A 26068-nucleotide genomic window follows, 5' to 3' on the forward strand; every position below is an offset into this window, starting at 1 on the left:
TACTAGGGCGTTTCGGCAACGCGGCATGGGGGTCCCCCCTGGCCCTTAAGGCCTTGGGGGAGTGCGTGCCAGGCGCCACGGGCCCGGGCGGGGTTCAGACACAGGCTCTGAGAAGCGGGCCGGGGCCTCGGCCTTCGAGGGGTGGGCGGCAGCGGGTCGGCCGGCGCCGGGGAGCCCGGCCTGCGAGAGGCGGTCCGACGAGAGACGCCCCTCGGCATCGGCACCGGGCACGCCCGGCAGGAGCACTCCGAATACCGTCCGCCCAGGCTCACTTCGCACCGTGACCCGCCCCCCGTGCGCGGCGACGACGGCCTGCACGATGGCGAGGCCGAGACCGGTGGAGCCGGCCTGGCGGGAGCGGGACGCGTCGCCGCGGGCGAACCGCTCGAAGACGTGCGGAAGCAGCTCGGGCGGGATGCCAGGCCCGGTGTCCTCGATCTCGACGACGACCCAGGGCCCGCGCACCTCGACCCGGGCGGTGACGGTGGTGCCGGGCGGCGTGTGCGTACGGGCGTTGGCGAGCAGATTGACCAGCACCTGCTGCAACCGCTCCCGATCCCCGCGTACGGCGACGGGCTCCCCGGGCAGTTCGAGCCGCCACGTGTGGCCCTGGCCTGCGGCGTGCGCGTCCCCGACCACGTCCACCACCAGGGCGGAGAGATCAGTGCTCGCAGAGAAGAGATCAGTGCTCTCATACGAGAGCGGGCGTCCGGCATCGAGGCGGGCGAGCAGCAGCAGGTCCTCGACGAGCCCGGTCATGCGGGCCGCCTCCGACTCGATGCGGCCAAGGGAGTGCCGGGTGTCGGGCCCGACGTCCTCGCGGCCGCGCCGGGTCAGCTCGGCGTAACCGCGGATGGAGGCGAGCGGGGTGCGGAGCTCGTGGCTGGCGTCGGCGACGAACTGCCGTACCCGCGTCTCGCTCTCCTGCCGCGCGCTGAGCGCCTCGTGGACGTGGTCGAGCATCCGGTTGAGCGCGGCGCCCATCTGACCCACCTCGGTCCGGGCGTCCGCCTCGGCCGCCGGCACGCGTTCGTGCAGCGCCACCTCCCCGCTGTGCAGGGGGAGTTCGGACACCCGGGTGGCGGTGGCGGCGACCCGCCGCAGCGGCCGCAGGGCAACGCCGACGATGGCCGCACCCGCGATCCCGGCGGCGACGAGCCCGGCGGCGGTCACGCAAATGACCACGATGACAAGGGTGTTGACGGTGGCGTCGACCCTTTCGGTGGGGAAGCCGAGGACGAAGGCACGGTCGGGATCCCACATGGCCCGGTAGTCGCCGAGGCCGGGGATCGTGACGGAGTGCACCTCGCCGTCCTTGGGGACGGCGGCCAGCGCCCGGGCCTGCTCGTCGGACATCGGCCGGCTGTGGCTCTCGCCCTCGTGCTCGGGAGCGGTGCTCCGCAGTCCCGTGAGCGACCCGTCGGGCAGCACGCCCGCGCCGACCGTGGGCACCGGCTGGCCCGGCTTGGACACGATGAAGTCGAGACGGCCCCGGTCGGGCACCACGCCCGGGGCCGGGGCGCCGTGCCCGAGCCCCCGCGGGGGCAGCCCGGCCCGCAGCTGGTCGTCCAGCTGGCGCTGGAGGTTGGCACCCATGGCGAGGACGGTGACCGTGCCGATGACGGCGCCGACCACCGCGAGCAGCGCCACCGCCGACACGACAAGGCGCGTACGGAGCGACCAGGGCCGCCGGAACCCGCCCACGCGCCGCTACTCCCCGGGCTTGATCAGATATCCCGCGCCGCGCCGGGTGTGGATCATCGGGGAGCGCCCGGCGTCGATCTTCCGCCGCAGGTAGGAGATGTACAGCTCGACGACGTTGGCCTGGCCGCCGAAGTCGTACGACCAGACGCGGTCGAGGATCTGCGCCTTGCTGAGCACCCGGCGCGGGTTGCGCATGAGGAAGCGGAGCAGCTCGAACTCGGTCGCGGTGAGGTGGATGTTGACCCCGCCCCGGGTCACGTCGTGGCTGTCCTCGTCGAGCGTGAGGTCGCCGACGGCCAGCACGGATTCGCTCCGTACGGCGGCCGTGCCCGAGCGGCGGATGAGCCCGCGCAGCCGGGCCACGACCTCCTCCAGGCTGAACGGCTTGGTGACGTAGTCGTCGCCTCCCGCCGTGAGCCCGGCGATCCGGTCCTCCACGGAGTCCTTGGCGGTGAGGAAGAGGACCGGCACGTCGGGGAGTTCGCGCCGCAGCCGCCCGAGGACGGCGAGCCCGTCCATGTCGGGCAGCATGATGTCGAGGACCACGGCGTCCGGCCGGAAGTCCCGGGCGTCGCGCACCGCCCCGGCCCCGTCGCCGGCGCTGCGCACTTCCCAGCCTTCGTAGCGCAGCGCCATGGAGAGCAGCTCGCTGAGCGGCGCCTCGTCGTCCACGACGAGCACTCGGACGGGACTGCCGTCCGTCCTGAGCATTTCGGTCCGCCCCTGGGGCGAGGAGGTAACGGTCATGGGCCTCACCCTGTGAGCGGGCGGTGAGAACATTCTTGCCCGACCCTGTGATTTCCCTGAGAATTCGGCGGGGCCCCGAGCTCAGGGTGCTCAGCCGGGCAGCCCGAAGAGACGCGCCCCGTTCCCGTGGCAGACCGCGCGAAGCCACTCGTCCCCGAGCCCGAGCCGCTCCAGCGCCTCCAGTTGATGGAGATAGGGGTACGGGATGTTGGGGAAGTCGGACCCGAACAGAATCCGCTCGCCCAGATCGAGCAGCCGCCCCCGCTCCCGCACGGGGAAGGGCGCGCCGCGCTCGGCGAAGTCGGTGAAGGCCATGGTCGTGTCGAGCATGACCGAGCCGTACGTGTCGGCGAGGTCGAGGAAGTCGGCGTACTCCGGCATCCCCATGTGCGCGACGACCAGCCGCAGCCGGGGGTGCCGCGCGAGCACCCGTCCGACGGGGCCCGGCCCGGTGAACTTCCCGGCCGCGGGCCCGGACCCGCAGTGGATGACCACGGGTGCCCCGGCCTCGGCGAGCAGCCCCCAGACGGCGTCGAGCAGCGGATCGCCGGGATCGTAACCACCCACCTGCACATGGGACTTGAAGACACGAGCACCCTCGTCGAGGGCGCCGCGCACGTATGCGGCGGCCCCGGGCTCGGCGAAAAAGGTGGAGGTGTGCAGACACCCGGGGGTCCGCTTCGCGAACTCCGAGGCCCACCCGTTGAGCCACTCGGCCATGTGAGCCTTGTGCGGATAGATCATCGAGGTGAAGGCGAGCACCCCGAACTCCTCCCGGAGCAACCGCACCCGCTCGGCCTCCTCCTCCCGATACGTGATGGGCCACTCGACCCCGCCGACGAGCTCCCCGGCCGAGTCGAAGTACTCCCACACCTTGTTGAGCACGCGCTCGGGCATGAAATGGGTGTGTACGTCGACGAGCCCCGGCAGCCCGAGCCGCCCCCAGAACGCCCTGACACCGGCCCCGCTACCGCTCCCGCTCCCGCTCAAATCCGTAACTCCGCTCGACCTTGGCGACATGGACGCTGTAGCCCTCGTACCACTCGGCCCGCCCGCGCCGCTGCGCCCGCTGGTGCTCAAGCCGCCCCCGCCAGGCGGCGATGGCCTCTTCGTCCCGGAAGTACCCGACGGTGATGCCGAGCCCGCCGGGATTGCGCGCGCTCTCGTACCCGAGGTACCCGGGTATCCCGGCCACGAGCTTCTGCATCTCGACGGCGGTCTCGGCGTATCCGTCGTCGGATCCGTTGCCGTATCCGTCGTCGGATGTGTCGCCGTCCTGCCTCCTGAGGGAGGTGAACACGACGGCGTAGTAAGGCGGTTGGATTCCGGAAACCAGCCCGTGCACATGCCCTTGATCGCTCATGCCCCCACCCTCGGCCGCCACGCGGGACGCTGTCCAGATCCCTTACCGGAAGGGATCCAAAGGGGATCCAGGACTTTGCCAAGGGCCTGCGGCGGAGCGCGGCTCTGTTGGGGCCGCCCCTTACGGGCGGAAGGTGCGGCGATAGGTGTCGGGTGGGACCCCGACGCTGCGGTGGAAGTGGCGGCGCAGGGTGGTGGCGGTGCCCATACCGGTGGCCGCGGCGATGGTGTCCACGGTGGCGTTGGTGGTCTCAAGCAGCTCCTGGGCGTGGCGGATGCGCTGGGTGTGGAGCCACTGCAGCGGCGTGGTGCCGGTGAGATGTTTGAAGTGCCGGCCGAGGTGGCGTGAGCTCATGCGGGCCTGGCGAGCCAGGTCCTCCACGCTGAGCGGCTGGTCAAGTCGCTCCAATGCCCAGGGGAAGAGTTCGCCCAGGGGGTGGTTGCCGGGGGCGGGGAGCGGGGTGGAGATGAACTGGGCCTGGCCGCCGTCGCGGTGAGGCGGGACGACCAGCCGCCGGGCGATCTTGTTGGCGTCGGCCGAGCCGTGGTCGAGGCGGACCAGGTGCAGGCACAGGTCCATGGCGGCGGCCTTGCCCGCGGAGGTGAGGACGTCGCCGTTGTCGACGTAGAGGACGTCCGGATCGACGGTGGCCGCCGGGTGGCGCCGGGCCAGTTCCCGCGTGTGGGCCCAGTGTGTGGTGGCGCGCCGGCCGTCGAGCAGCCCTGCCGCGCCGAGGATGAAGGCACCCGTGCACAGTGAGGCCACGCGGGCACCGGCGGCGTGCGCGGCCCGTACCGCGTCGACCAGTTCGCGGGGCGGTTCGCGGTCCGTGTCGGCCCAGCCGGGGACGATCACCGTGTCCGCCTGCGCGAGGTGGTCGAGTCCGTGGTCGGGTTCGAGGCTGAAGCGGTCCACGCGCACCGGGCCGTTCCCGCAGAGGGAGAAGTCGTACCAGGGATCCACGAGGTGGGTCAGGTCGGACCCGAAGATCTCGACGGCCACGGACAGTTCGTAGTGGAGCATGCCGTCGGTGACGGCAAGGGCGACAGTGGGCATGTCCGAAACTGTACGTGCCACGTCGTTTCCGACGCTCGTGCGGGGTGCCGCCGCGAGGCCAGGATGAGGGTGTCAGGCCGCAGCGGATCACATCGCAGCGGGCGTTCACGTGGACGGGGAGCAGTCTTATGGGGTCAGGCATGGAGTCGGGCGTGGGGGCGGGTCGGCTGGTGGCGGTGTTCGGGGCGTACGGGCACACGGGGCGGTTCGTGGTGGCGGAGCTGGCCGCGCGGGGGTTCGTGCCGGTGCCGTCGGGGCGCGATGCGCGGGCGGTGGGGGAGCTGGCCGGCGAGCACGGGCTGGAGGCGCGGGTGGCGTCGGTCGAGGACCCGGCGTCGCTGGACGGGGCCCTGGCGGGGACGGTGGCGGTCATCAACTGCGCCGGGCCGTTCGCCTCGACCACCGGCCCGGTCATCGAGGCCGCGCTGCGCGCGGGGATCCCGTACCTGGACGTGGCCGCCGAACTGGAGGCCAATCTCGACACCTTCGCCCACTACCGCGAGCGGGCCCGGGAAGCGGGTGCGGTGATCGTGCCGGCCATGGCCTTCTTCGGCGGTCTCGGCGATCTGCTGGCCACCGCCGCGATGGGCGACTGGGCCGCGGCCGACGAGGCCCACATCGCCTACGCGCTCAGCAGCTGGCACCCCACCGCCGGCACCCGGCTCTCCGGCGCGGTCTCCCGCGAGCGGCGCGGCAACCACCGCCTGCGCTACCGCGGCGGCCAGTGGGAGCGCCGCACCGACCAGGCACCCACCCTGGAGTGGACCTTCCCCTCTCCGGTGGGGCCCCGTCAGGTGATCGGGGAGTTCACGATGGCGGACGTCATCACCGTCCCCCAGCACCTGTCCATCCCCGACGTGACCACCTACATGACCACCGACGCGGTCCGCGACATCGCCGCCCCCCACACCCCCGCCCCGACCGCCACCGACCCCAGCGGCCGCTCGGACCAGACCTTCCTCGTCGACGCCGTCGTACGCTCAGGCGGAACCGAACGCCGAGCCACCGCCGCCGGCCGGGACATCTACGCCGTGACCGCCCCCCTGGTCGCCGAAGCCCTCGAACGCGTCCTGACCGGCCGCACCAAGACCACCGGCGTCGCCTCCGCGGGCGAGATCTTCGACGCCCCGGACTTCCTGCGCGCACTCGCCCCGCACATCACACTCGACCTGAACCCGCAGAAGCAGACCGCCTGAGCCACAGGAGGGCCGGGCTTTGGGGGCGACCGCCTGCGACGCAGGGGGGCCAGGGGGTGGCGGCGCAGGGGGCCGGGATCAGAACAACAAGTCCTGCACCCCACTCTCCCTGGGCACCTCCCGCACAGGCACACTGACGCCGCCCCCGGCATCTCCCCCGCTTCCGCCCTCGCCCGCGCGGACGGCGGCAAGATCCCACCCGCTCATGAGCCGCGTATCCAGCACGAGAACGCCACCCCCGTCGCCCATCTCCAGATGCAGATCGGGCCCGGCGGCAGCGACAAGCCGCCCACCCACGATCCCGCCGTCCACCAACTCGGTGACCACCCCGGAGGCCGGCGCGAGCCCGGTCAGCCCGAACTGCTCGGCGTGGTCGACGACTTGACACCGGACGCGCTCAAGCGACTCGGGCCAGCCGGCCAGTGCGACGGCCCGTGCGTGCAGCTCGGCCACTTCGGCAGCCCGCTCGTCCACCTCGGGAAGCCGGGCCCGTACCGCCCGCTTCTCGGCGTACGGGATCCGGTCGGGCACCCCGAGGGCGGCCCTGAGCAACTCCTCGCAGCGCCGGGCCGCCATCAACGGCCCCCGCCCGAGCCAGCCGAAGGCCACCGCCCCCTGTTCGAGCAGCCGGGCCGAACCCCGCTCCTCGGCGGTGATCCCGACCTTGACCATCCCGCTCCCGAACCAGGCGAGGTAGACGCGATAGGTCCGCGGATCGTCGAGGTACGTATCGGCCGCGACGGAATGCGCCCGATCAAGCCGCGCACACTCGGCACACCGCGCCTGAGTGCTCCGCCCCGGCACGGCCACCGCCCCCGGACAACGATTCCCCCGAGCTCCCACACAGCTGCGCTCCCCCACCACCCGAAACGCCACGTCCCGCCCGTAGTCAAGCGGGCTGACCCGCCCCTCCTCCCAGACAAGCCGAGGCACCCCCTCGCCCCACCGAACCCCCACACACCGCCACAACCCAGCCACCTGTCGAAGCTACCTCCCGCCACTGACAACGGGTCCGCCGTCGGGAGGAACGGTCGCTGTACTTCGCTGCCGCACGGGGCTTTACGGGCAACGCAAGAGGCCCCGGACGCGATGTCCGGGGCCTCTCACCTGTGTGCACTCGGCAGGATTCGAACCTGCAACCTTCTGATCCGTAGTCAGATGCTCTATCCGTTAAGCTACGAGTGCTTGTGCTTCCGGGGTTTTTTCTGCCCCGTCGGCGTTGCGAGAACAACATTACATGACCTGCGCCGGGACGCGAAATCCATTAGCCCTACCGCCCCTGACCTGCGGAAATGCCTCTGCGTGAGCAACCTCGGGGATGTTGGGTGGGGCCGGGCGGCGGCCAAGAACGGCCCAGAACCAGACCAGCCGCGGGGCAACAGCCCCGGAGAACGACCGAAGCCCCGGCCGTGGGGCCGGGGCTTCGGGTGTTGCTGGCGGAGGCGGAGGGATTTGAACCCTCGATGGGCTTTAAGACCCAAACCGCATTAGCAGTGCGGCGCCATAGACCGGACTAGGCGACGCCTCCAGCACACCGTCGCGTGCGCGAGTGGTGCGTGCAGATGATGACACAGCCTTGCGGGCCGTCACCAATCGCACCCCACGGTACTAGGCAGGTGGGCACCAGAGCAAAGCCGTATGCGCGGCGCAACGCCGGGCGTTGACGCGCGTTAGACCCCGGGAACCGTCAGGAGCCCTCAGGGGGCCTCAGGAGACCCCGGGGACCGAAGGTCCGCCGGACCTCCGCCGAATGCCCGCTGTCCGCTGTCCGCTGTCCGTCCCAACGTCTGGAGATACGAGACCCATGCTGCGCCGCCTCGCCGTCACCGCCGCCGCCTCCCTCACCGCGCTCGCCGCCGCGCCCGCCGCCTCCGCGGGGCCCCTCCCCGTCCCGCTGTCCCTGCTCGGCGACGGCCACACCGAGGACCGCCTCACCCTCACCGTCGAGCACAACCCCGGTGCCGAGGGGACGTACACGCTTGAGTGCCACCCGTCGGGCGGGAGTCATCCGCGTCGGCAGCAGGCCTGCGACAAACTCGACTCCGTGACGACGTGGGGCAAGGACCCCTTCGCGCCGGTGCCCAAGGGGCAGATGTGCACGATGATGTACGGCGGTCCCGCCACCGCCCACATCACCGGCACCTGGGCCGGGCGGCCCGTCGACGCGACGTACAACCGTGCCAATGGGTGCGAGATCTCGCGGTGGGACAACCTGGCGCCGATGCTGCCGAGCGCCAGGTAGGGGACCCCGTACGCCCACCGCGCGTACCCCTTGGTCACACAACCTTGGTGAGAGCTCCCCCTCATCCGCCGCCGCTCGCGCATCGCCAGCCTTTAGACTCCCTCCCAGTGACAGGCCGCAAGGTGCAGTGGTTCAGGGAGGAAGCGTCGTCGTGAGCAGCAGGCCATCCCGAGGCGCTGCTCGCCTCGCAGCCATACTTGACGCCCTTCCGGACGGGCTCCTGCTCGTCAACTGCAACGGCACGGTCGTCAACGCCAACACCGTCGCGCTGGGGATGCTGGAGGCGCCGGGTACCGGCCTTGTGGGGCGGGGAGTTCTCGATCTGCTGCCCACCTTCGACTCCAAGCTCATCCCCGGCTCCATGCGCCGGCCCGAGAGCGAGGACGACCAGGGCCGCACCAAACCGACCCGGATGATCGCGCGCCGCACCGACGGCACCGAGTTCCCCGTCGAGGTGACCAGCGCCAACCTGGAGGACGGGCGGGACGCCTACGCCTCCTACGGAAGCGGCGGCGGGCCCGGCTCGTACTCGGGCGACGAACTCCTCATGCTCGTCCTGCGCGACCTCTCCGGCACCGTCGACACCGAGGCGGAACTCGCCCGTTCGCAGCGGCAGACCGAGATGATCCTGCGCGCGGCGGCCGAGGGAGTGGTCGGCACCGACACCGACGGACGGGTGGTGCTGGTCAATCCGGCCGCCGCGCAGATCCTCGGCTACCGGGCCAGCGACCTCGGCGGGCAGGAACTCCACCCGCTGGTGCTGCACTCGCGCGAGGACGGCGAGCCGTTCCCCTACGAAGGGAGCCCGCTGGCCGACACCCTCAAGTCCGGGCGCAAGCACCGGGTGCGCGGGCAGGTCATCTGGACCAAGAACGGCACCCAGGTGCCCGTCGACCTCACCACCGCTCCGGTCCGCGACGGCGACCTGCTCGTCGGCGCCGTCATGACCTTCACCGACCGGCGCCCGTACGAGGAGCAGGCCGCCAAGCACGCCGAGGTCCTGGAGCGGGAGACCGCGCGCTACGACGCGCTCGCCGCCCGGCACCAGCAGCTGCTCTCGGTGCTCGCGGGCTCGCTGCGCGGGCCGCTCGACGAACTGCGCGCCGAACTCGCCGCGCTCGCCTCCGACGACGCGGGCCAGCTGTGGCCCGAGGCCAACCAGGTCCTGCACCACCTGGCCGCCGGGTACTCCCGCATCACCACGCTCGTCGACAACGTCCTCGGCTACCAGCGGCTCGACGCGGGCAGCGAGGAGCTCAAGAAGGCCAAGGTCCTTGTCGATTCGGTCGTCGGCGCCGGTGTCGAAGGCGCCGTCGAGCTGATCGGGCCCGGGCGCGCCCAGTTCGCCGTGCACACCCCGCCCATCGAGGCCGAGGTCGACGCGCCCCGCCTGGCGACCGCGCTGGCCCACCTGATCGCGGACGTGGCCGGCGTCGACGCGACGGGCAAGGCGCCGGTCGCCGCCGGTGGCTACATGGACTCCACCGTGGTCGTCGCGGCCGCGGTGCGCGGCAAGGTCGTACGCATCGAGGTGCGCGGCCCCTACCCCGGCGGCGACCCGGTGCACGGGCCCATCGTGCGCGGCATCGTGCGGGCGCACGGCGGCGTCCTGCAAACCGTGGACGTGCCGGGCATGAGCGGTTCGGCGTACGTGCTCGAAGTGCCGCTCGGCGCGGGTGCCGGGACCGTCGAGGCGCCCGCGGCCCCCCAGCCCGACGAGGCGCTGCTGCCCGCGCAGCAGGACGGCGGCGGGCGTCGGCGGGCCCGGCGGGCGTCCACGGACGCGTTCCTGGAGAGCCCGGTCAGCGAGGAGAGGTCCCCGACCGGGCGTCGGCGGGCCCGGGCCGAGGACGGTTCGGGGGCGGGGCCGGGTGACGGTGGCGTCGGTACTGGGTCCGGTGCCGGTGTCGGGCCGGGGGTTGGTTCCGGTTCTGGCGCTGGTTCGGGTGGGGGCGGGGAGAGTGATGCTGGGCCGGACGGTGGCCCGGCTCGGATTCCGGCTCAGCAGGGCCAGCAGGGCCATGAGGGTGGGGCGACTCCCGAGTCTGTTGAGGGTGGGAACGGGGGTGCTTCCGGTTCTGGAGGCGCGTCCGGGTCCGGGCGGCGGCGCGGGCGGCCCAGTCCTGCCGAGCAAGCCGCCGCGCAGGCCGCCGGACTGCCTTTGGGGCAGGCCGCCGAGGGGTCCGTCGTCACCGGTGCGGAGAGCGCTCGCGAGTCCTCCGGCATGGGCCGGGCCGCGCTGGGCGAGACCGTGCCACCGCAGGGGGTGCCCACCGAGGCCACCGGGCGCCGCGCCCGGCGCGCCCTGCCCGCGCCTGCCTCCACCGAGGGACCGGCCGGGTCCGGTTCAGCTTCCGGTTCTGCTTCCGGCTCCCCCGAGAACGCTGCCGAGCCGACCGGACGCCGGGCCCGCCGCGCCTTGGGCGCCGCGCCGACCGGGACTCCCAGCGGTGCTCCGAGCGGTGCTGCCGGCGGGCAGGAGGGCTCGGTGCGGACCGCGTTCGCGCTGCCGCCCGCCGATGCCGACCGGGCGCCGCATCCGGCGCCTGTGCCCCCGAACCCGGCCCCGGGTGCTGGGGCTGGGGCTGGGGCTGCCGCAGCGGGTCGGCAGGACTCCGTACGGTCCACAGGTTCGGCACGCTCGGGGGAGGCTGGGCATGTAGGTGCCGGGCATATGGGTGCCGGGCACATGGGTGCCGGGCACATGGGTGCCGGGCACATGGGTGCCGGCTCCACGGGTGCTGGGGGCATGGGTGCTGGCCACATGGGTTCCGGGGCTGTGGGTGCCGAGGCCATGGGTGGTCGGACTATGGGTTCTGGGTCTGTAGGCGCTGCGCCCAGGGGTGTTGAGCCCACGGGCACCCGGCGGCGTATGGGTGTGGGGCCCATGAGTGCTGGCCACACGAGCGCCGGCCCCACGGATGCCGGACACGGACACATGGGTGCCGGCTCCATGGATGCCGGGCACATGGGTGCCGGCTCCACGGGTGCTGGGCACATGGGTGCTGGCGCCACAGGTGCTGAGTCCACAGGCTCCGGCCCCACAGGTGGTGATCCCGCTGGCGCCAACTCCACCGCCCCCGCCGGACCCACGGAGGCCGACCCCACCACCGCCGGGCCGAACCGCAGCAACCCGGCCCGCGACAACGCCGCGCCCGGCGACCCCGTGGCCGATCACACCCCGCCCCAGCCGCACCCCGCCGACCAGCCCGATTGGGCCGCCCGCGCGGTTCCGGCGCCGGGTGCGGCCGGTCCCGTACCGCCGCAGGGCCAGAACCAGGCCCAGGCCAACCAGCCCCAGGACACGGCCAAGTCCGCGCCCGCGCCCGCCCAGCCCGCTCGGCAGCCGCTGCCCGCCGAGACTCCGCCCGGGGGCATCCCGGCCGTCGGCGGGGACACACAGGGACGGGCGTTCAGTGTGCGGGCGCTCGGGCAGGGTGCGCCGTTCAGCCAGACGCAGGCCCAGGCATCGGCCCAGACCTCCGGCGGCTCGCTCGGTTCCGGGCGGCGGCGCAAGCTCGGCACGCCTCCCGAGGGCGTCGAGCGGCCCGCCGAACTTGCCGCCCGGCCGCACCCCGTACTCCCCTCGCCCCCCTCGGAAGGCCGGGGCCGTGCGTACGCCATCGGCGCGCCCGACGAGGGTGCCGAGGGCCCCGAGCCGCTGGACGGGCCCGGCGGTGCGGTCGAGGTGGCCAACCGGCCGCAGCCCCAGCCCGTCGACGACGAGCTGCCGCCCGAGCCGCTCGACAACCCGCGCCGACTTCTCGTGTGGCCCGCGCCCGACGTCTCCACCCAGCAGGCGCTGAGCGAGCGCGGCTACCGCCCGGTGGTCGTGCACTCCCGCGAGGAGGTCGACGCGCAGATCGCCGCGTTCCCCGCCGCGCTGTTCGTCGACCCGCTGACCGGCCCCATCACCCGTACCGCGCTCCAGTCGCTACGTCAGGCGGCGGTCGCGGCCGAGGTTCCCGTACTGGTCACGGCGGGGCTCGGGCAGGCGACGCGGGAGGCGGCGTACGGCGCCGACCCGGCCGTCCTGCTCAAGGCGCTCGCGCCGCGCGACAGCGAGCAGCATCCGTCCCGCGTCCTGCTGATCGAGGAGCACGAGGAGATCGCGCTCGCGCTCACCGCGACACTTGAGCGGCGCGGCATGCAGGTCGCCCGCGCCGCCACCGACTCGGAGGCGGTCACCCTGGCCGCCCAGACGCGGCCGAACCTGGTCGTGATGGACCTCATGCAGGTACGCCGCCGAAGGGCCGGAATCGTCGACTGGCTGCGCGCCAACGGGCAGTTGAACCACACCCCGCTGGTCGTCTACACCTCGGCCGGCATCAACCAGGCGGAGCTCCCGAAGCTCTCGTCCGGCGAGACGGTCCTGTTCCTGGCGGAACGCTCCACCAGCGGCGAGGTGCAGGGGCGCATCGTGGACCTCCTGGCGAAGATCGGAACCAACTGAGCGGTCCAGCAGGGTAGTTCCGTTCGCCTACGGACCGCCCGGACCAAGCGGACCGGGCGCGGCCGAAACGCCCCAGGGGCGCGGGAACTGCGCGACCAGCCTCCCCCAAGCTCTCAACTTCGTTCGAGCCGGGGACCCCCATCGGCCCGCAGTCGGATTACCCGCACCCCAGGGGAACGCCCCGCGGAGCGGTCAGCGCAGCTCCGTCACATCCAGCTCCCCATCCGCGTACTGCCTCCGAATCACCTTCTTGTCGAACTTGCCCACGCTCGTCTTCGGCACCGCCTCGATCAGCGCCCAGCGCTCGGGGAGCTGCCACTTGGCGATCTTTCCGGCGAGGAAGGCCTTGAGGGCGGCGTAGTCCGCGGTGGCGCCGGGCTTCAACACGACTGTGGCGAGCGGGCGTTCGCCCCATTTGTCGTCCGGGACGGCGACGACCGCCGCCTCGGCGACCTCGGGATGTGCCATCAGCGCGTTTTCCAGCTCCTGGCTGGAGATCCATTCGCCGCCGGACTTGATGACGTCCTTGGCGCGGTCGGTCAGGGTCAGATAGCCGTCCGGGCTGATGACGCCGACGTCCCCGGTCCGCAGCCAGCCGTCCGGGCTGAACTTGTCGTCCGGGCGGAAGTCCTCGCCGCCCACGCCGCCGAAGTACGCGCCCGCGATCCAGGGGCCGCGTACCTCCAGCTCGCCCGCCGACTCCCCGTCCCAGGGCAGGAATTCGCCGCCGGGACCGGCGAGCCGCGCCTCGACGCCGGCGGGGAAGCGGCCCTGGGTGATGCGGTACGGCCACTGCTCCTCGGTACTGAGCCCGGCCGGCGGGTTGGACATCGTGCCGAGCGGCGAGGTCTCCGTCATGCCCCAGGCGTGGCAGAGCCGCACGCCGATCTTGTCGTACGCCTCCATCAGCGAGGGCGGACAGGCCGCGCCGCCGATCGTGACGTTCCGCATCGAGGTGAGGTCGCGCGGACGGGCGGTGACCTCGGCGAGCAGGCCCTGCCAGATGGTGGGGACGGCGGCCGCGTGCGTCGGCTTCTCGTTCTCGATCATGTCGGCGAGCGGCGCGGGCTGCAGAAAGCGGTCGGGCATGAGCATGCTCACGCCGGCCATGAACGTGGCGTGCGGCAGCCCCCAGGCGTTCACATGGAACTGCGGCACCACGACCAGCGTCGTGTCCGAGTCGGTGAGCCCCATCGACTCGGCCATGTTGACCTGCATGGAGTGCAGGTAGATCGAACGGTGGGAGTAGACCACGCCCTTGGGGTCGCCGGTCGTGCCGGAGGTGTAGCACATGGCTGCGGCGCTGCGCTCGTCCAGCTGCGGCCAGTCGTACGTCGTCGGCCGCCCGGCGAGCAGCTCCTCGTACTCGTGCACCTGCGGGCCGGCGCCGTCGATGTCGTCGAGGAGCGAACGGTCGCCGGGACCGGACACGACGACGTGCTCAAGCGTCGGCAGGTGCGGGAGCAGCGGGGCGAGCAGCGGCAGCAGCGAACCGTTGACGATCACCACACGGTCGGCGGCGTGGTTGACGATCCAGATCAACTGCTCGGCGGGCAGCCGCAGATTGAGGGTGTGCAGCACGGCGCCCATGGACGGGATCGCCATATACGCCTCGACGTGCTCCGCGTTGTTCCACATGAGAGTGCCGGCCGCCTGGCCGTCCTCGACGCCGAGCTCGCGCAGGGCGTGGGCCAGCTGAGCGGCCCGGGCACCGATCTCCGCGAAGCTGCGGCGGTGTGGTTCGGCCTCGCCGGTCCAGGTCGTGACCTGGGACTTGCCGTGGATCGTCGACCCGTGGGTCAGGATCCGCGAGATCAGCAGCGGTACGTCCTGCATGGTGCTCAGCACGGCGTCCTCCCGGTGAGCGCTACGGTGCGCTCTGAGGCGATAGGGGTGTGCCGAATTCTGCTCACGTACCGCGCGGTATGTCACTACCCGGGAGTAGTTTCAGCCGCGGTTCCGCGAAGTTACCTGCAGAAACCCTGGCCGGGCGCTCTTTCCGCCGCCGTGGCCGTCACGCCGCGTCACCTTATGGGCTCCAGCTCCGGGTCCTCGCGGAGCTTGCCGAGCGCGCGCGACACCGCGCTCTTGACCGTGCCGACCGAGACGCCGAGCACCTCGGCGGTCTGCGCCTCGCTCAGGTCCTCGTAATACCTGAGGACGACCATGGCCCGCTGGCGGTCGGGGAGCTTCATGACCGCCCGCCACATCGCGTCGTGCAGCACCTGCTGATCGGCCGGGTCGGGCCCGGGCACGGTCTCCGGCTCGGGCAGCTCGTCGCAGCAGAACTCGTCGACCTTGCGCTTGCGCCACTGCGAGGTGCGGGTGTTGAGCAGCGCGCGGCGCACATAGCCGTCGAGCGCCCGGTGGTCCTCTATCCGGTCCCAGGCGACGTACGTCTTGGTGAGCGCCGTCTGCAGCAGGTCCTCCGCATCGCTCGGGTTCGCGGTCAGCGAGCGCGCGGTGCGCAGCAGCACGGGGCCCCTGGCGCGGACGTACGACGAGAACGACGAGTACGCGTGGTAGGGCGTCGCCGCTCGGGAGGCGCTGGTGCAGACGGGCGTTGTCATGACTCCACGCTATGAGCGCCGAGGCCCCCGGGGATCGGCCCCAGGTCCCGAAGCGGTGTCCGCCTCAGGTTGTAGGGGTAGGGGTGGCCACACCTCCTGAAGGTGGAGGACGCATCCCCGGCCCTCAGGGTTCACCCCCTCCGATACGAGCCCGCACCGACCCGCGTGCGAGCGCCCGGCCACCCTCCGGTTCTGCCGAGACGGGGGGCTTCCCCCGCGCCGGCTCAACCGAGACAGAGCCCCCCGAACCCCCGCTCAGCCGATGCGCGCGACCGGCCCGTCGACCTGGTTTCGGTCTACGAGCAGCCGGTATCCGCCGTGCGACTCGGCGGCGTCGCCCGCGTACTGGTGGATCCGCATGTGCTGCCAGGCGTTCTTGCGCAGCGACGCCTCCTGGTACAGCGCGGGGCCGGTGTGCCAGCGGGCGAACCAGATCGCCGCCGGCAGGTCCTTCACCCCCGCCAGCCTGGCCTGTTCCATGTGCCGTACGCCGGAACCCGCGCTGCTGTAGAACCCCGGCAGGTAGCCGCGCCCGCGTACCTCCCGGTTCCAGGCCCGCACGAAGTCGAGCGTGGTCCGGGCGCACGACGCGTTGCCAATGTTGTACGCCTCCAGGTCGAGGTAGAGCGCGCTGCCGGCCACGATGCCGAGCGCCCGCGCCGCCTGGACGGCCTGGCCTCCCTCGGACCTGCCCTGCTTCGCGGGCTGCTTGCCGATCCGCACTCCCTTCTTGTTCTGGGCGTACACACATGGGGACTGCGAACCCACGAAGACGGGCAGCACCCTCCAGCCCATCCGGTGCACCTGGGTCACCCAGCTCTTGTTCAGGTTCCGCTGCACCGGGCAGTGCCTGCCGCGGCCCGCGTAGTAGATGCCGACGGCGCGGTACGGCGAACTTCGCCAAGCCCGCATCGCGGCCAGCGAGGGCGTGTTGCAGATGTCGAACGCGGCGCCCTTGAAGGGCGTGACGGCCACCGCAGCCGCCCGCTCCTCCTGCCCCGCGTCCGCGACCGCGGAGGGGACGAGCAGGGTGGCGAGGGCGGCCAGGATGGTGGCGGAACAGGCGAAGGTCAGTTTGAGACGGCGCATGGCCCGAGTGAACGGCCGCCCGCCCGAACCGGCCACCGCTCGGCCCACCGCCTTCCGCCGTACGAGCACAAGATCATCCGTCCGCCCCAGTTCCAGCCCAGATCCACCTCAGTTCCGGGCCAGTTCCAGGCCAGTTCCAGCCCTGGCGCCGGCCGCCCTTCACGGACCAACTTGACCGGCGGCACAAGCCATCTGACTGCTCCTCAGTCGGTTCCCCCGCGCGACCTTGACGGGCCCTCAGCCGCGCCCGTCCGACCCTGACAGCCCCCGGTCGCGCGCCCTTTCCCAGGTGCTCGGCGCCGACAGCCCCCAGCCGGACAGCCCCAGTCACGCATTCGTCCCTGCCGCTCCCTCAGCCCTCCCTCCCCAGCACGAGCCCCGACGTGGGGACACCCGTGCCGGCCGTGACCAGGACGTGGGCCGCGTCGGGTATCTGGTTCACCGAAGTGCCCCGGAGTTGGCGGACCGCCTCCGCGATGCCGTTCATCCCGTGCAGGTACGCCTCCCCCAGCTGCCCTCCGTGCGTGTTGAGCGGCACCGCGTCCGCCGCCACGAAGTCGGCCGCCTCACCCGGTGTGCAGAAACCGAACTCCTCCAGCTGCATCAGCACAAATGGCGTGAAATGGTCGTACAGGATCGCCACATCCATCTCGGCGGGCGTGAGTCCGGACGTCCGCCACAGCTGTCGCGCCACCACCCCCATCTCCGGCAACCCGGCCAGTTCGTCCCGGTAGAAGCTGGTCATCGCCTCCTGCCGGCGGCCGGCTCCCTGCGCCGCCGCGGTGATCACGGCGGGCCGCTGCCGCAGGTCTCTGGCCCGCTCGGTGGTGGTGACGACGATGGCCTGGCCCCCGTCGGTCTCCTGACAGCAGTCCAGGAGCCGCAGCGGCTCGACGATCCACCGCGATGCCGCATGGTCGGCCAGGGTGATCGGCTTGCCGTGGAAGTAGGCCGCCGGGTTGTTCGCGGCATGGCGGCGGCCGGTGACGGCGACGTGGCCGAACGCCTCGGGCGTCAGGTTGTAGGTGTGCAGATAGCGCTGAGCGGCCATGGCGACCCAGGACGCGGGGGTGAGCAGCCCGAACGGCAGCGACCAGCCCAGCGCCGCCCCCTCCGCCGACGGCTCCCGGTGCTGCACTCCGGAGCCGAAGCGCCGGCCCGAGCGCTCGTTGAACGCCCGGTAGCAGACGACCACTTCGGCCACGCCGGTCGCCACCGCGAGCGCCGCTTGCTGCACGGTGGCGCAGGCCGCGCCGCCCCCGTAGTGGATGCGCGAGAAGAACGACAGCTCGCCCATGCCGGTCGCCTGCGCGACGGTGATCTCGGGGCTGGTGTCCATGGTGAACGTGACCAGCCCGTCGACGTCCGAGGGCGCGAGCCCCGCGTCGTCGAGCGCCGCGTGCACCGCCTCGACCGCCAGCTTCAGCTCGCTGCGCCCGGAGTCCTTGGAGAACTCGGTCGCCCCGATCCCCACGACGGCCGCCCGCCCACCGAGCGAGTCGACCCTGCGCACGCTCATGACTCCGCCCCGGTGGGACCGCAAGTCCTGGTAGCCCCGGAGGTCCTGGTAGCTCCGGAGGGCCTGGCGGTCTCGGGGGTCCGGGGGAGCCCGGAGCGCCCCGTGCCATCGGCGGCACCGGTGACCCCAGGCACCCCATGGGTCCCAGCAGCCCGGGCAGCCCCTGCAAGCCCAGCGCGCCCGGCAACCCCTGCATGCCGAGCGCGCCCGGCGTGCCCAGCAGACCCGGCGGACCCGGCGGCTTCAGGGACAGCCACCCGCACGGTGCCCGTGACGTGATGGCCCAGCCCATTCGCCCCGATCACCCGCACCTCCGCGATCTCCCCCTCCACAGCCGTCACCGTGCCGGTCAACGTCATGGTGTCCCCGGGGTAGTTGGGCGCGCCGAGCCGTATCTTCACGGACCGCAGCCGGGCCGTCGGCCCGAAGTGGTCGGTGACGTACCGGCCGACCAGGCCATTGGTTGTCAGGATGTTCATGAAGATGTCCGGGGACCCCTTCTCCCGGGCGATGACCGCGTCGTGGTGGACGTCCTGGAAGTCGCGGGAGGCCACCGCCCCAGCCACGATCAGCGTCCGGGTGATCGGGATCTCCAGCGGCGCCAGCTCGTCTCCTGCCCTCACGCCCCCACCCCCTCTCCCCTGCCGGCCCTCTCCACCGAAGGCCGTTCCGTCTCTCCCCTGCCGGCCCTCTCCACCGAAGGCCGTACCGCCGCCTCCTCCGACGCCGACGCCTTCTCCGCCAGCTTCTCCGCCACGATCAACTCACCCAATTCTGCGAGGAGTTCACCCCCGCACCCCAGATACGCATCGAGCTGTCGCCCCCAAAGGAAGTGCCGGTGGACGGGATGCTCCAGGTCGGCGCCGAGCCCGCCGTGCAGGTGCTGGCCCGCGTGCACGACGCGGGTGCCCGCCTCGGATGCCCACCAGGCCGCCGTCAGCGCGTGCGTCCCGTACGGCAGGCCCTCGTCCCGCCGCCAGGCCGCCTCGTAGGAGGTGACCCGTATCGCCTCGGTGTCCATGTACGCGTCGGCCGCCCGCAACAGCACGCCCTGGTTGGTGGAGAGGGGCCGACCGAACTGCTCCCGGGTCGTGGTGTGCTGGACCGCCCTGGCCAGCGAGCCCGCGCACACCCCGGCCTGGAGTCCGGCGAACGCCGTCCGGGCGGTGGCCAGCACGTCCTCGTACGCCTCTGCCCCGCCCACCCGATCGGCCGGGGTGTCATCGAGGGTGAGCCGCCCGGCCGACCAAGGTGCGGTCGTCTCCACCGGCTCGGCCCCCGCATCGGCGACCCGCACCAGCCACAGGCGGCGTTCCTCGTCGGGGACCAGCACGTGGGTCGCGTCCCGCAGCCACGGCACGAGCGGCACGACCCCGGTCAACTCGCTCTCCGCCGTTGCCCGTACGCGGCTTCCGGACGCGGGGAACGCCCCGGCCACCACAGTGCCGCCCTCGCGCAGTGCGGGAAGCAGCCGGTCGCGTTGCCCGGCCGTGCCGTGTGCGCTGAGCGCGAGCACTCCGTAGACGCAGCTCGCCGCGAACGGGACCTGGGCCGTCGTCCTGCCCTGCTCCTCAAGGGCCAGGACCAGCCCGAGGAGACCCACCTCCTCGACGGCCGCCACGAGGCCGGCTCCGCACAGCGCCTTCCACAGCTCGGCGTCACTCCCCGTACCGGCCGCGGCGAGCCGCTCGTGCGTCGAGAGGTCGCCGAAGATCCGCCCGGCGAGCTCGCGGACCGCCGACTGTTCCTCCGTGGGCGTGAAGTCCATCAGGCCACCTCCGCCCGGAACACAGGGAGCTCCAACTCGTCGTCCGCCCTCAGGAATTCGAGCCGTACCGGCATTCCGATCCGTACCTGGTCCGGTGGCACTCCGACCACATTGCTGATGATCCGGACCCCCTCCGCGAGCTCGACCAGGCCCACCGCGTAGGGCGGGTCGAAGGCGGGGAAGGGCGGGTGGTGCATCACGACGTACGAGAAGACGGTCCCGCTGCCGCTCGCCTCGACCGTGTCCCACCGCCCCGAACCGCAGGCGTTGCACCCCGGCAGCCAGGGGAAACGCAGCTCGGCACAGTCCTCGCAGCGCTGGATGAGCAGCCGGTGCTCGGCGACGCCCGCCCAGAACCCGGCGTTGTCCCGGTTGATGACGGGCCTGGGTCTCAGAGCTCTCCCAGGCGCCTCACCCGACGCTTCCGCCGCCTTCCCCTCGGCCTGAGCGAGCCCTTCCTCAGGAAGATGCGAACTGCGTTGCGCAGGCTCGTACTTGAGGATCCGGAAGCGGTGCGTGCCCGCTACCTCGCCGTCCGCCCGGACGTCCATCCGCGTCGTGACGAAGTGCCCGGTCCCCAGCTTGGTGGTCTTGCGCTCCGACACCGTCTCGATCACCGCGTCGTACGTGATGCGGTCGCCCGGCCGCAGGTCACGGACGTACTCCTGCTCGCAGTCCGTCGCCACCACCGAGGTGAACCCGGCGCCGTCGAGCAGCTCGAACAGCTCGTCGTAGCCCGAGGTGCGGCCCGTACCGTCGCCGTGTCCGGAGAGGCCGCCCATCGTCCACGCCTGAAGCATCGTCGGCGGCGCTATGGCGTCCGGCCCCGTGTACGCGGGATGGGCGTCGCCCATCGCCTCGCACCAATGCCTGATCATGGGCTCGTTGACGAGGTCCTTGCCGACCCCCGCGGTCGCCGCCGGCTGCCCCTCGAACTTCTTCAACCGGCCAAGGAAATCCGCCTCCTTCACCCCATTCACCCCGCTCACCTCCTCCCCCGCTTCATCCCGAGCCGCATCGTCGCGACGATCTCCCGCTGCACCTCGCTCACCCCGCCCCCGAACGTGTTGATCTGTGCCGCCCTGTTCATCCGCTCCAGCTCCCCGTCCCCGAAGGCGCCGGGCGAACCACCCCTGATCAGGCCCGCGTCCCCCACGATTTCCCGACACATTCGATACGTTTCGACGGCGGACTCCGTTCCCGTGAACTTCACGCCGCTGGCGTCTCCGGGCGCGAGATTCCCGGCCCCCACATCGCCCACCAAACGCCAGCTGAGCAGGCGATTCACCGCCAGCCGGGCATGCACGGCGGCCACCTTCGCCTTCACCCATTCGTGGTCAACGGGGCGTTCCAAACTCACCGGATCGGGCGTACACGCATATGCGAGCGCCGCGTCGTAGAAGTCCTCTGCCTGCATGCCGATCGCGGCGAGCGCGACCCGCTCGTGGTTGAGCTGGTTGGTGATCAGCCCCCAGCCCGCGTTCTCCTCACCGACCAGATTTCCCAGGGGCACCCGGATGCCGTCGTAATACGTCGCCGTGGTGGTCAGGCCGCCGACCGTCTCGATCGGGGTCCACGAGAATCCGGGCGCGTCGGTCGGCACCAGGATGATCGAAATCCCTTTGTGCTTGGGAGCGTCGGGGTCGGTGCGGCAGGCGAGCCAGATCCAGTCGGCGTTCTGCGCGTTGGAGGTGAAGATCTTCTGCCCGTCGACCACCCAGGATTCCTCGTCCCGTTCGGCCTTGGTGCGCAGCGAGGCGAGGTCGGTGCCGGCCTCGGGCTCGCTGTAGCCGATGGCGAACACGAGGTCACCACTGAGGATCCTGGGCAGGAAGTACGCCTTCTGCTCGGCGGTCCCGTACTTCATCAGCGTCGGGCCCACCGTGTTCAGGGTGACCATCGAGACGGGCGCGCCCGCCCGGTAGGCCTCGTCGAAGAAGACGAACTGCTCGTCGGGGCCGCGCCCCTGGCCGCCGCACTCGACGGGCCAGCCGAGCCCGAGCAGCCCGTCCGCGCCGATCCGGCGCAGCAGTGCCCGCTGTTCGTCCGGGCCCGCCCCGAGCGGAGGCCCGTCGGGCATCAATCGCGCGAAGTACGTGCGGAGTTCGGCGCGCAGCCGCTGCTGGCGCTCGGTCGGGGCGAGGTGCACGACGGCGGCCTTTCCGTGCGTACGGGACGCGTACGAAGGCGTACGGACAGATCCGGCCCGCGGACCGCTCCGAGGCGTGCGGACAGGTCCCTGGATCAGGGTTACGGATCAGAGTTCAGGATCACGGTTCAGGATCAGGGGGACGGATCGGCTTTCGATTCTGACTGTCCGTCAGATTTGGCCTTGCTGTCAATGCCCCGGGCCACGGTCGCATCGCGCCCCACACGCGCGAGCGGCCCGGGTGGCAGTGCCGAAGCACTGTCACCCGGGCCGCCGATCACCCCCTGGACCGGACCCCGCGGCAGGGGTGGCGGCTCACCACAGGCGGGAGAAGTTCACGGCGACGTTCCCGTTGCCCTGGTTGATCGACGTGAATGCGGAGCCGTTCACCTGGGCTGTATTGCTCTGGTTGGTGGCGCCGGCTCCGACGGCCTGCTGCTGCGTGGTGGACGAGTTTCCATGGTTGTCGTGGCCGACCCCGCTGCCGACGACGTTCGCCACCGCCGCGTTCGATCCGTGGCCCGCGATGGAGCCGTTGTCGGCGGTGGCCACACCCGAGAAGAGGGCGGCGGCGAGAGGCAGCGCGGCAACGGCGGCGAGGACGCGGGCGGTACGGATGCTTGCCATGTCAATTCCTCCAGGAACCAGAAGTACGGGTAGTTCGGCTCGTTCCAGGTCGTACGTACTGGTCGTAAGTACGGCCTGGTCCAAGGCAGTTGGCCGACCGCCCCGGACGCTGTGACGACGTCGCGAGATCAGAGTTGCCCACCGAATCCCCGGCGAACCAGTCATCGCGCCACCTTTCGCCCGCAAGCGTGAGGACATGTCGATAAACCCCCAATGCGCCCCCAAGGCGCCGACCGGGAATGGTTTGCGGCGCCGGAGCCACGCCCTCCCAAGGGGAGAACCGTTTCGGCATGGATTCGGCCAACCTTTGGCCGTCACCGAAAGCCCGCCCGAGGGACGCCGATACGACACCGGGTCGTCGTGCGGGCCGCGCCCGCAGTCGCGCCGGTCATTCCGGGGTCGGCGCCCCCGCCCCGGAAGTCGTGCCGCCCACCCCGGGAGCCGTGCCGGGCGCATCCGAGTCGCGCCACTCACCCCTGAAAGGGATTCCCTTTCTCGAACATTCGTACGAACATGGAGCCATGGCCACCATCGACCGGCAGGCCGCCACCCTGGCCCTCGCCCACGCCCTGTCCGCCGCCGAGCGCGGCCTGCCCGTCATCCCGCTGTCCCGGACCAAGCTCCCCGCGCTGCCTTCGCCGCACCGGGAGGACCCACGGCCGGTGCTCTGCCGGGGCGAGTGCGGGCTCGCGGGGCATGGGGTGCACGACGCCACCACCGACCCGGCCGCGGTGCGCGCGCTGTTCGCGGCCGCACCCTGGGCCACTGGTTACGGCATCGCCTGCGGCCGGCCGCCGCACCACCTCATAGGGATCGATCTCGACACCAAACCTCCGGCGGCCGACGCGACGGCGGCGCTCCAACACCTGGCGCTGCGGCACCTGTTCACGATCCCCGAGACCGTGGTCGTGATCACCCCGAGCGGGGGCCGCCACATCTGGCTGACCGGCCCGCCCGGCGCGGTCGTGCCGAACTCCGCGAGCCGACTCGCCCCCGGCATCGACATCCGGGGCGCCGGGGGCTATATGGTCGGGCCCGGCTCCCTGAGCACCCGGGGCGTCTACCGCCTCGCGCCCGGCACCGCCCACCTCGGCCCGGCTCCCTGCCCCGGCGCACTCCTCGACCTGCTCACACCCCCCGCGCGCCCCCACCATCCCCATCAGCACGGAGATCACCAGGGGCAGGGTCTTGTCCAGTTCGTGCTGGCCGCCCACGAAGGCCAGCGCAACACCCGGCTGTTCTGGGCGGCGTGCCGCGCGTACGAGAACGGCATCGGAGAGGAGCTCACGGGGGCGCTCACGTCGGCCGCGATCCGTACGGGTCTCACCGAACGCGAGGCCCTCGCGACGATCGCCTCCGCGGCGCGGATGAGTGCGGCTCGGTGACGAGGCTGGGGCCGGGCCCGACGAGTGCGTACGGCCTGGTGACGGGGCCGGGGCCGACGGGGCGCGCGGCCCTGTTCGGGGCGTGGCCCGGCGGGTCGAGTCTGCGGCGCGTGGCCCGGCCGGGCGCATCGAAGGCTTCCCCCGAGGCGCCTCCCATGCGTCGGCCGGCTTCGGACGCGTCCTGATCAGCTGGGAGCACGACCCCACCAGCTCGCCCGGACGGGAAGCCCGTCCCCGTACCGGGAACTCTGGCATCCGCCCCGGCATTGGGGCTTGGACAAAATCGCGGTGCCGCTACGCGGGGACCACGGCAGGCGGCCTCTTGGCGGTTGCGTACGTTCCAAACCCGGGGCGGCCAACTGGTTGCTCACCCCGCGAGCCACACGCTGGTATGGCATCCCTGGGATGCGCAGGGACCTCCCACACCGCTGACGTGCGAAGACGTCGACTGTGGGCGGCTTTACGGGATGGGCATGAAGAAGGGGCGCCCCGGATTCCGGAACGCCCCTCGTCAGCCGGCCCTCGGGCCGGCGCATGCGGTGGGTGTGGGATTTGAACCCACGGTGACATCGCTGCCACGACGGTTTTCAAGACCGTTCCCTTAGGCCGCTCGGGCAACCCACCCACGCCCCGCCGAACAGCGGCGGAAGCGGCTACAGCCTACCGGCAACGGGTCAGTTGCTGTCGCCCTTGCGTTCGCCGAGGGTGATCGTGACCGTGGTCTCCTTGCCGCCCCGCTTGAACGTGAGGGGGACCTGGTCGCCCGGCTTGTGCGTCCAGATCTCGCTGATCAGCGTCGGGCCGCTGTCGATGGGCATGTCGCCGAACTTGGTGATGACGTCGCCGGGCTTGAGACCGGCCTTGTCCGCCGGGCCGCCCGGGGTGATCGGCTGCTGGCTCGCGTTGCCCTGCTGGGAGATCTGGGCGCCGTCGGTGCTGCCTGTCCCGGGGCCGCTGCCCTGCTGAATGCCGACCGAGGCGCCGATCACCGGGTACACCGGCTGGCCGGTCTTGATGAGCTGCTCCGCGACGTTCTTCGCCTGGTTGATCGGGATGGCGAAGCCGAGGCCGATCGAGCCGGCCTGGGACTGGCCCAGGCCGCCGGTGCCGGCCGACTGGATCGCCGAGTTGATGCCGATGACCGCGCCGGCCGAATTGATCAGCGGGCCGCCCGAGTTGCCCGGGTTGATGGAGGCGTCGGTCTGCAGGGCGCTCATGTACGAGGACTTGGATTTCTGGCCGTCGCTGGAGGCCACCGGCCGGTTCTTGGCGCTGATGATGCCGGTGGTGACGGTGTTGGAGAGGCCGAAGGGGGCGCCGATCGCGATGGTCGAGTCGCCGACCGCCACCTTGTCCGAGTCGCCCAGGGACAGCGGCTTCAGGTCCGACGGTGCGTTCTTCAGCTTCACGACGGCCACGTCGTAGCCCTGCGCGCGGCCCACCACTTCGGCCTCGTACTTCTTGCCGTTGGAGAAGGTCGCGGTCAGCTTGCCGCCGCCGCTCGCCGCGGAGGCCACCACGTGGTTGTTCGTGAGGATGTGGCCTTCCTTGTCGTAGATGAAGCCCGTGCCCGTGCCGCCCTCACCGTCACTGCCCTGGGCGTCTATCGTCACCACGCTGGGCAGCGACTTGGCGGCGACACCCGCGACCGTGCCCGGGTCGCGCTTGAAGTCCTTGGGGGTGTCCGAGGACGCGACGGTGGTGGAGCCCGAGCCGTTGTCCCGGTCCGCGGCGAAGTAGCCGATGGCTCCGCCGATGCCGCCGGCCACCAGGGCGGCCGCGACCACGGCGGCGATCAGCCCGCCGCCGCGCCTGCGCGGGGCCGGGGGCTGTGGGGCGCCCCAGGGCTCGCCTCCGTTGCCCGCGCCGCCGCCTCCGTAGGAGGGCAGCGTGGGCGGGGGCGGCGGCCAGCCGGCTCCACCGCTCTGCGGGGGCGCCGCCTCGTGCGCCGCGTACGCCGGCTGCGCGGGAGCCACCGGCGTCGCGGGCATCGGCTCGGTGACCGGGTCCGGGCCGGGGTGCGGGGCCGCTCCGGACGACTGCGGTACGGCCTCGTGGACCAACGGGCTCTCCGCCTCGCCGGGTGCGGCATCCGACGGAGCGGGGGCGGCGGGCGTGGGAGGTGCAGCAGGTGCAGACGACGGGGCAGGCGGGACGGCCGGGACCGCGGTGCCCTCGTTCTCGGTGCTCACAGCTTGCT

At 72.0% G+C, this 26068-nt stretch carries 19 protein-coding genes, 3 tRNA genes and 1 pseudogene; 4 read left to right on the plus strand and 19 right to left on the minus strand.

The features are described from left to right. Window positions 1–45 precede the first annotated feature (45 nt). The 5 genes from ACWC2B_RS11240 to ACWC2B_RS11260 all read right to left on the minus strand — a co-directional run bounded on the left by ACWC2B_RS11240 (window position 46) and on the right by ACWC2B_RS11260 (window position 4870). The gene (locus tag ACWC2B_RS11240; protein WP_450716224.1) at window positions 46–1704 is read right to left on the minus strand and encodes a HAMP domain-containing sensor histidine kinase; all 1659 of its coding nucleotides are present in this window, start codon (window positions 1702–1704) and stop codon (window positions 46–48) included. Window positions 1705–1710: 6 nt separating this feature from the next. Then, window positions 1711–2451, minus strand: a complete 741-nt coding sequence (locus tag ACWC2B_RS11245) for a response regulator transcription factor (protein ID WP_450716225.1) — start codon at window positions 2449–2451, stop codon at window positions 1711–1713. A 90-nt stretch (window positions 2452–2541) separates the two neighbouring features. Next, window positions 2542–3471, minus strand: coding sequence for an amidohydrolase family protein (locus ACWC2B_RS11250; protein WP_450716226.1), 930 nt, complete (start codon window positions 3469–3471; stop codon window positions 2542–2544). Next, window positions 3419–3814 (minus strand): antibiotic biosynthesis monooxygenase family protein, encoded by a 396-nt coding sequence (locus tag ACWC2B_RS11255; protein WP_450716227.1) that lies wholly within the window; start codon window positions 3812–3814, stop codon window positions 3419–3421. Before ACWC2B_RS11255 ends, ACWC2B_RS11250 begins: the two co-directional genes overlap by 53 nt. A gap of 120 nt (window positions 3815–3934) precedes the next feature. Further along, window positions 3935–4870: a helix-turn-helix domain-containing protein gene (locus ACWC2B_RS11260; RefSeq protein ID WP_450716228.1), complete on the minus strand. Its 936-nt coding sequence runs from the start codon at window positions 4868–4870 to the stop codon at window positions 3935–3937. 140 nt (window positions 4871–5010) lie between these two features. Between ACWC2B_RS11260 and ACWC2B_RS11265 the strand changes: the two genes are divergently transcribed. Further along, on the plus strand, window positions 5011–6066 hold the full coding sequence (locus ACWC2B_RS11265; RefSeq protein ID WP_450716229.1) for a saccharopine dehydrogenase family protein: 1056 nt from the start codon (window positions 5011–5013) through the stop codon (window positions 6064–6066). A gap of 78 nt (window positions 6067–6144) precedes the next feature. On the opposite strand, the gene ACWC2B_RS11270 is transcribed toward ACWC2B_RS11265, so the two are convergent. The 3 genes from ACWC2B_RS11270 to ACWC2B_RS11280 form a co-directional block, all read right to left on the minus strand. Then, complete coding sequence (locus tag ACWC2B_RS11270; protein WP_450716230.1) at window positions 6145–7044, minus strand: DUF2797 domain-containing protein; 900 nt, start codon at window positions 7042–7044, stop codon at window positions 6145–6147. A gap of 134 nt (window positions 7045–7178) precedes the next feature. Next, window positions 7179–7251 (minus strand) — tRNA-Arg (locus ACWC2B_RS11275). Window positions 7252–7500: 249 nt separating this feature from the next. After that, window positions 7501–7594, minus strand: a tRNA-Ser gene (locus tag ACWC2B_RS11280). A 276-nt stretch (window positions 7595–7870) separates the two neighbouring features. Here ACWC2B_RS11280 and ACWC2B_RS11285 point away from each other — a divergent pair. After that, entirely contained in the window at window positions 7871–8308 is a 438-nt protein-coding gene (locus tag ACWC2B_RS11285) for an SSI family serine proteinase inhibitor (protein WP_450716231.1), read from the plus strand. A 151-nt stretch (window positions 8309–8459) separates the two neighbouring features. Further along, on the plus strand, window positions 8460–12761 hold the full coding sequence (locus ACWC2B_RS11290) for a PAS domain-containing protein (protein WP_450716232.1): 4302 nt from the start codon (window positions 8460–8462) through the stop codon (window positions 12759–12761). A gap of 192 nt (window positions 12762–12953) precedes the next feature. On the opposite strand, the gene ACWC2B_RS11295 is transcribed toward ACWC2B_RS11290, so the two are convergent. From ACWC2B_RS11295 to ACWC2B_RS11335, 9 genes and pseudogenes are all read right to left on the minus strand, one after another. Continuing rightward, window positions 12954–14609, minus strand: a complete 1656-nt coding sequence (locus ACWC2B_RS11295; protein ID WP_450716233.1) for a long-chain fatty acid--CoA ligase — start codon at window positions 14607–14609, stop codon at window positions 12954–12956. Between the two features lie 176 nt (window positions 14610–14785). After that, window positions 14786–15331, minus strand: a complete 546-nt coding sequence (locus tag ACWC2B_RS11300) for a SigE family RNA polymerase sigma factor (protein WP_450716234.1) — start codon at window positions 15329–15331, stop codon at window positions 14786–14788. A gap of 255 nt (window positions 15332–15586) precedes the next feature. Then, window positions 15587–16420: a DUF1906 domain-containing protein gene (locus tag ACWC2B_RS11305; protein WP_450716235.1), complete on the minus strand. Its 834-nt coding sequence runs from the start codon at window positions 16418–16420 to the stop codon at window positions 15587–15589. A 352-nt stretch (window positions 16421–16772) separates the two neighbouring features. After that, window positions 16773–17939, minus strand: coding sequence for a lipid-transfer protein (locus ACWC2B_RS11310; protein ID WP_450716236.1), 1167 nt, complete (start codon window positions 17937–17939; stop codon window positions 16773–16775). 230 nt (window positions 17940–18169) lie between these two features. Continuing rightward, window positions 18170–18562, minus strand: a pseudogene (locus ACWC2B_RS11315) (MaoC family dehydratase); the annotation flags it as partial. Continuing rightward, window positions 18559–19707, minus strand: coding sequence for an acyl-CoA dehydrogenase family protein (locus ACWC2B_RS11320; RefSeq protein ID WP_450716237.1), 1149 nt, complete (start codon window positions 19705–19707; stop codon window positions 18559–18561). The gene ACWC2B_RS11320 and the pseudogene ACWC2B_RS11315, both read right to left, overlap by 4 nt. After that, entirely contained in the window at window positions 19707–20687 is a 981-nt protein-coding gene (locus tag ACWC2B_RS11325; protein ID WP_450716238.1) for a bifunctional MaoC family dehydratase N-terminal/OB-fold nucleic acid binding domain-containing protein, read from the minus strand. Before ACWC2B_RS11325 ends, ACWC2B_RS11320 begins: the two co-directional genes overlap by 1 nt. 5 nt (window positions 20688–20692) lie before the next feature. Then, window positions 20693–21856, minus strand: coding sequence for an acyl-CoA dehydrogenase family protein (locus tag ACWC2B_RS11330; RefSeq protein ID WP_450716239.1), 1164 nt, complete (start codon window positions 21854–21856; stop codon window positions 20693–20695). A gap of 315 nt (window positions 21857–22171) precedes the next feature. Beyond that, entirely contained in the window at window positions 22172–22483 is a 312-nt protein-coding gene (locus tag ACWC2B_RS11335) for a hypothetical protein (RefSeq protein WP_450716240.1), read from the minus strand. A 521-nt stretch (window positions 22484–23004) separates the two neighbouring features. On the opposite strand from ACWC2B_RS11335, the gene ACWC2B_RS11340 reads away from it, so the two are divergent. After that, complete coding sequence (locus ACWC2B_RS11340; protein ID WP_450716241.1) at window positions 23005–23868, plus strand: bifunctional DNA primase/polymerase; 864 nt, start codon at window positions 23005–23007, stop codon at window positions 23866–23868. Between the two features lie 537 nt (window positions 23869–24405). On the opposite strand, the gene ACWC2B_RS11345 is transcribed toward ACWC2B_RS11340, so the two are convergent. Then, a tRNA-Ser gene (locus ACWC2B_RS11345) sits at window positions 24406–24492 on the minus strand. Between the two features lie 50 nt (window positions 24493–24542). Continuing rightward, entirely contained in the window at window positions 24543–26060 is a 1518-nt protein-coding gene (locus ACWC2B_RS11350; RefSeq protein WP_450716242.1) for a S1C family serine protease, read from the minus strand. Window positions 26061–26068 lie beyond the last annotated feature (8 nt).

The sequence above is a fragment of the Streptomyces sp. NPDC001415 genome, assembly GCF_053597395.1.

Bases quoted from the DNA above. Each gene is read 5' to 3' on its own strand.
- ACWC2B_RS11320 (WP_450716237.1), bottom strand. From the start codon at position 19,707: ATGGACTTCACGCCCACGGAGGAACAGTCGGCGGTCCGCGAGCTCGCC.
- ACWC2B_RS11285 (WP_450716231.1), top strand. From the start codon at position 7,871: ATGCTGCGCCGCCTCGCCGTCACCGCCGCCGCCTCCCTCACCGCGCTC.
- ACWC2B_RS11255 (WP_450716227.1), bottom strand. From the start codon at position 3,814: ATGAGCGATCAAGGGCATGTGCACGGGCTGGTTTCCGGAATCCAACCG.
- ACWC2B_RS11305 (WP_450716235.1), bottom strand. From the start codon at position 16,420: ATGCGCCGTCTCAAACTGACCTTCGCCTGTTCCGCCACCATCCTGGCC.
- ACWC2B_RS11300 (WP_450716234.1), bottom strand. From the start codon at position 15,331: ATGACAACGCCCGTCTGCACCAGCGCCTCCCGAGCGGCGACGCCCTAC.
- ACWC2B_RS11340 (WP_450716241.1), top strand. From the start codon at position 23,005: ATGGCCACCATCGACCGGCAGGCCGCCACCCTGGCCCTCGCCCACGCC.
- ACWC2B_RS11250 (WP_450716226.1), bottom strand. From the start codon at position 3,471: ATGTCGCCAAGGTCGAGCGGAGTTACGGATTTGAGCGGGAGCGGGAGC.
- ACWC2B_RS11260 (WP_450716228.1), bottom strand. From the start codon at position 4,870: ATGCCCACTGTCGCCCTTGCCGTCACCGACGGCATGCTCCACTACGAA.
- ACWC2B_RS11335 (WP_450716240.1), bottom strand. From the start codon at position 22,483: ATGGCAAGCATCCGTACCGCCCGCGTCCTCGCCGCCGTTGCCGCGCTG.
- ACWC2B_RS11265 (WP_450716229.1), top strand. From the start codon at position 5,011: ATGGAGTCGGGCGTGGGGGCGGGTCGGCTGGTGGCGGTGTTCGGGGCG.
- ACWC2B_RS11245 (WP_450716225.1), bottom strand. From the start codon at position 2,451: ATGACCGTTACCTCCTCGCCCCAGGGGCGGACCGAAATGCTCAGGACG.
- ACWC2B_RS11310 (WP_450716236.1), bottom strand. From the start codon at position 17,939: ATGAGCGTGCGCAGGGTCGACTCGCTCGGTGGGCGGGCGGCCGTCGTG.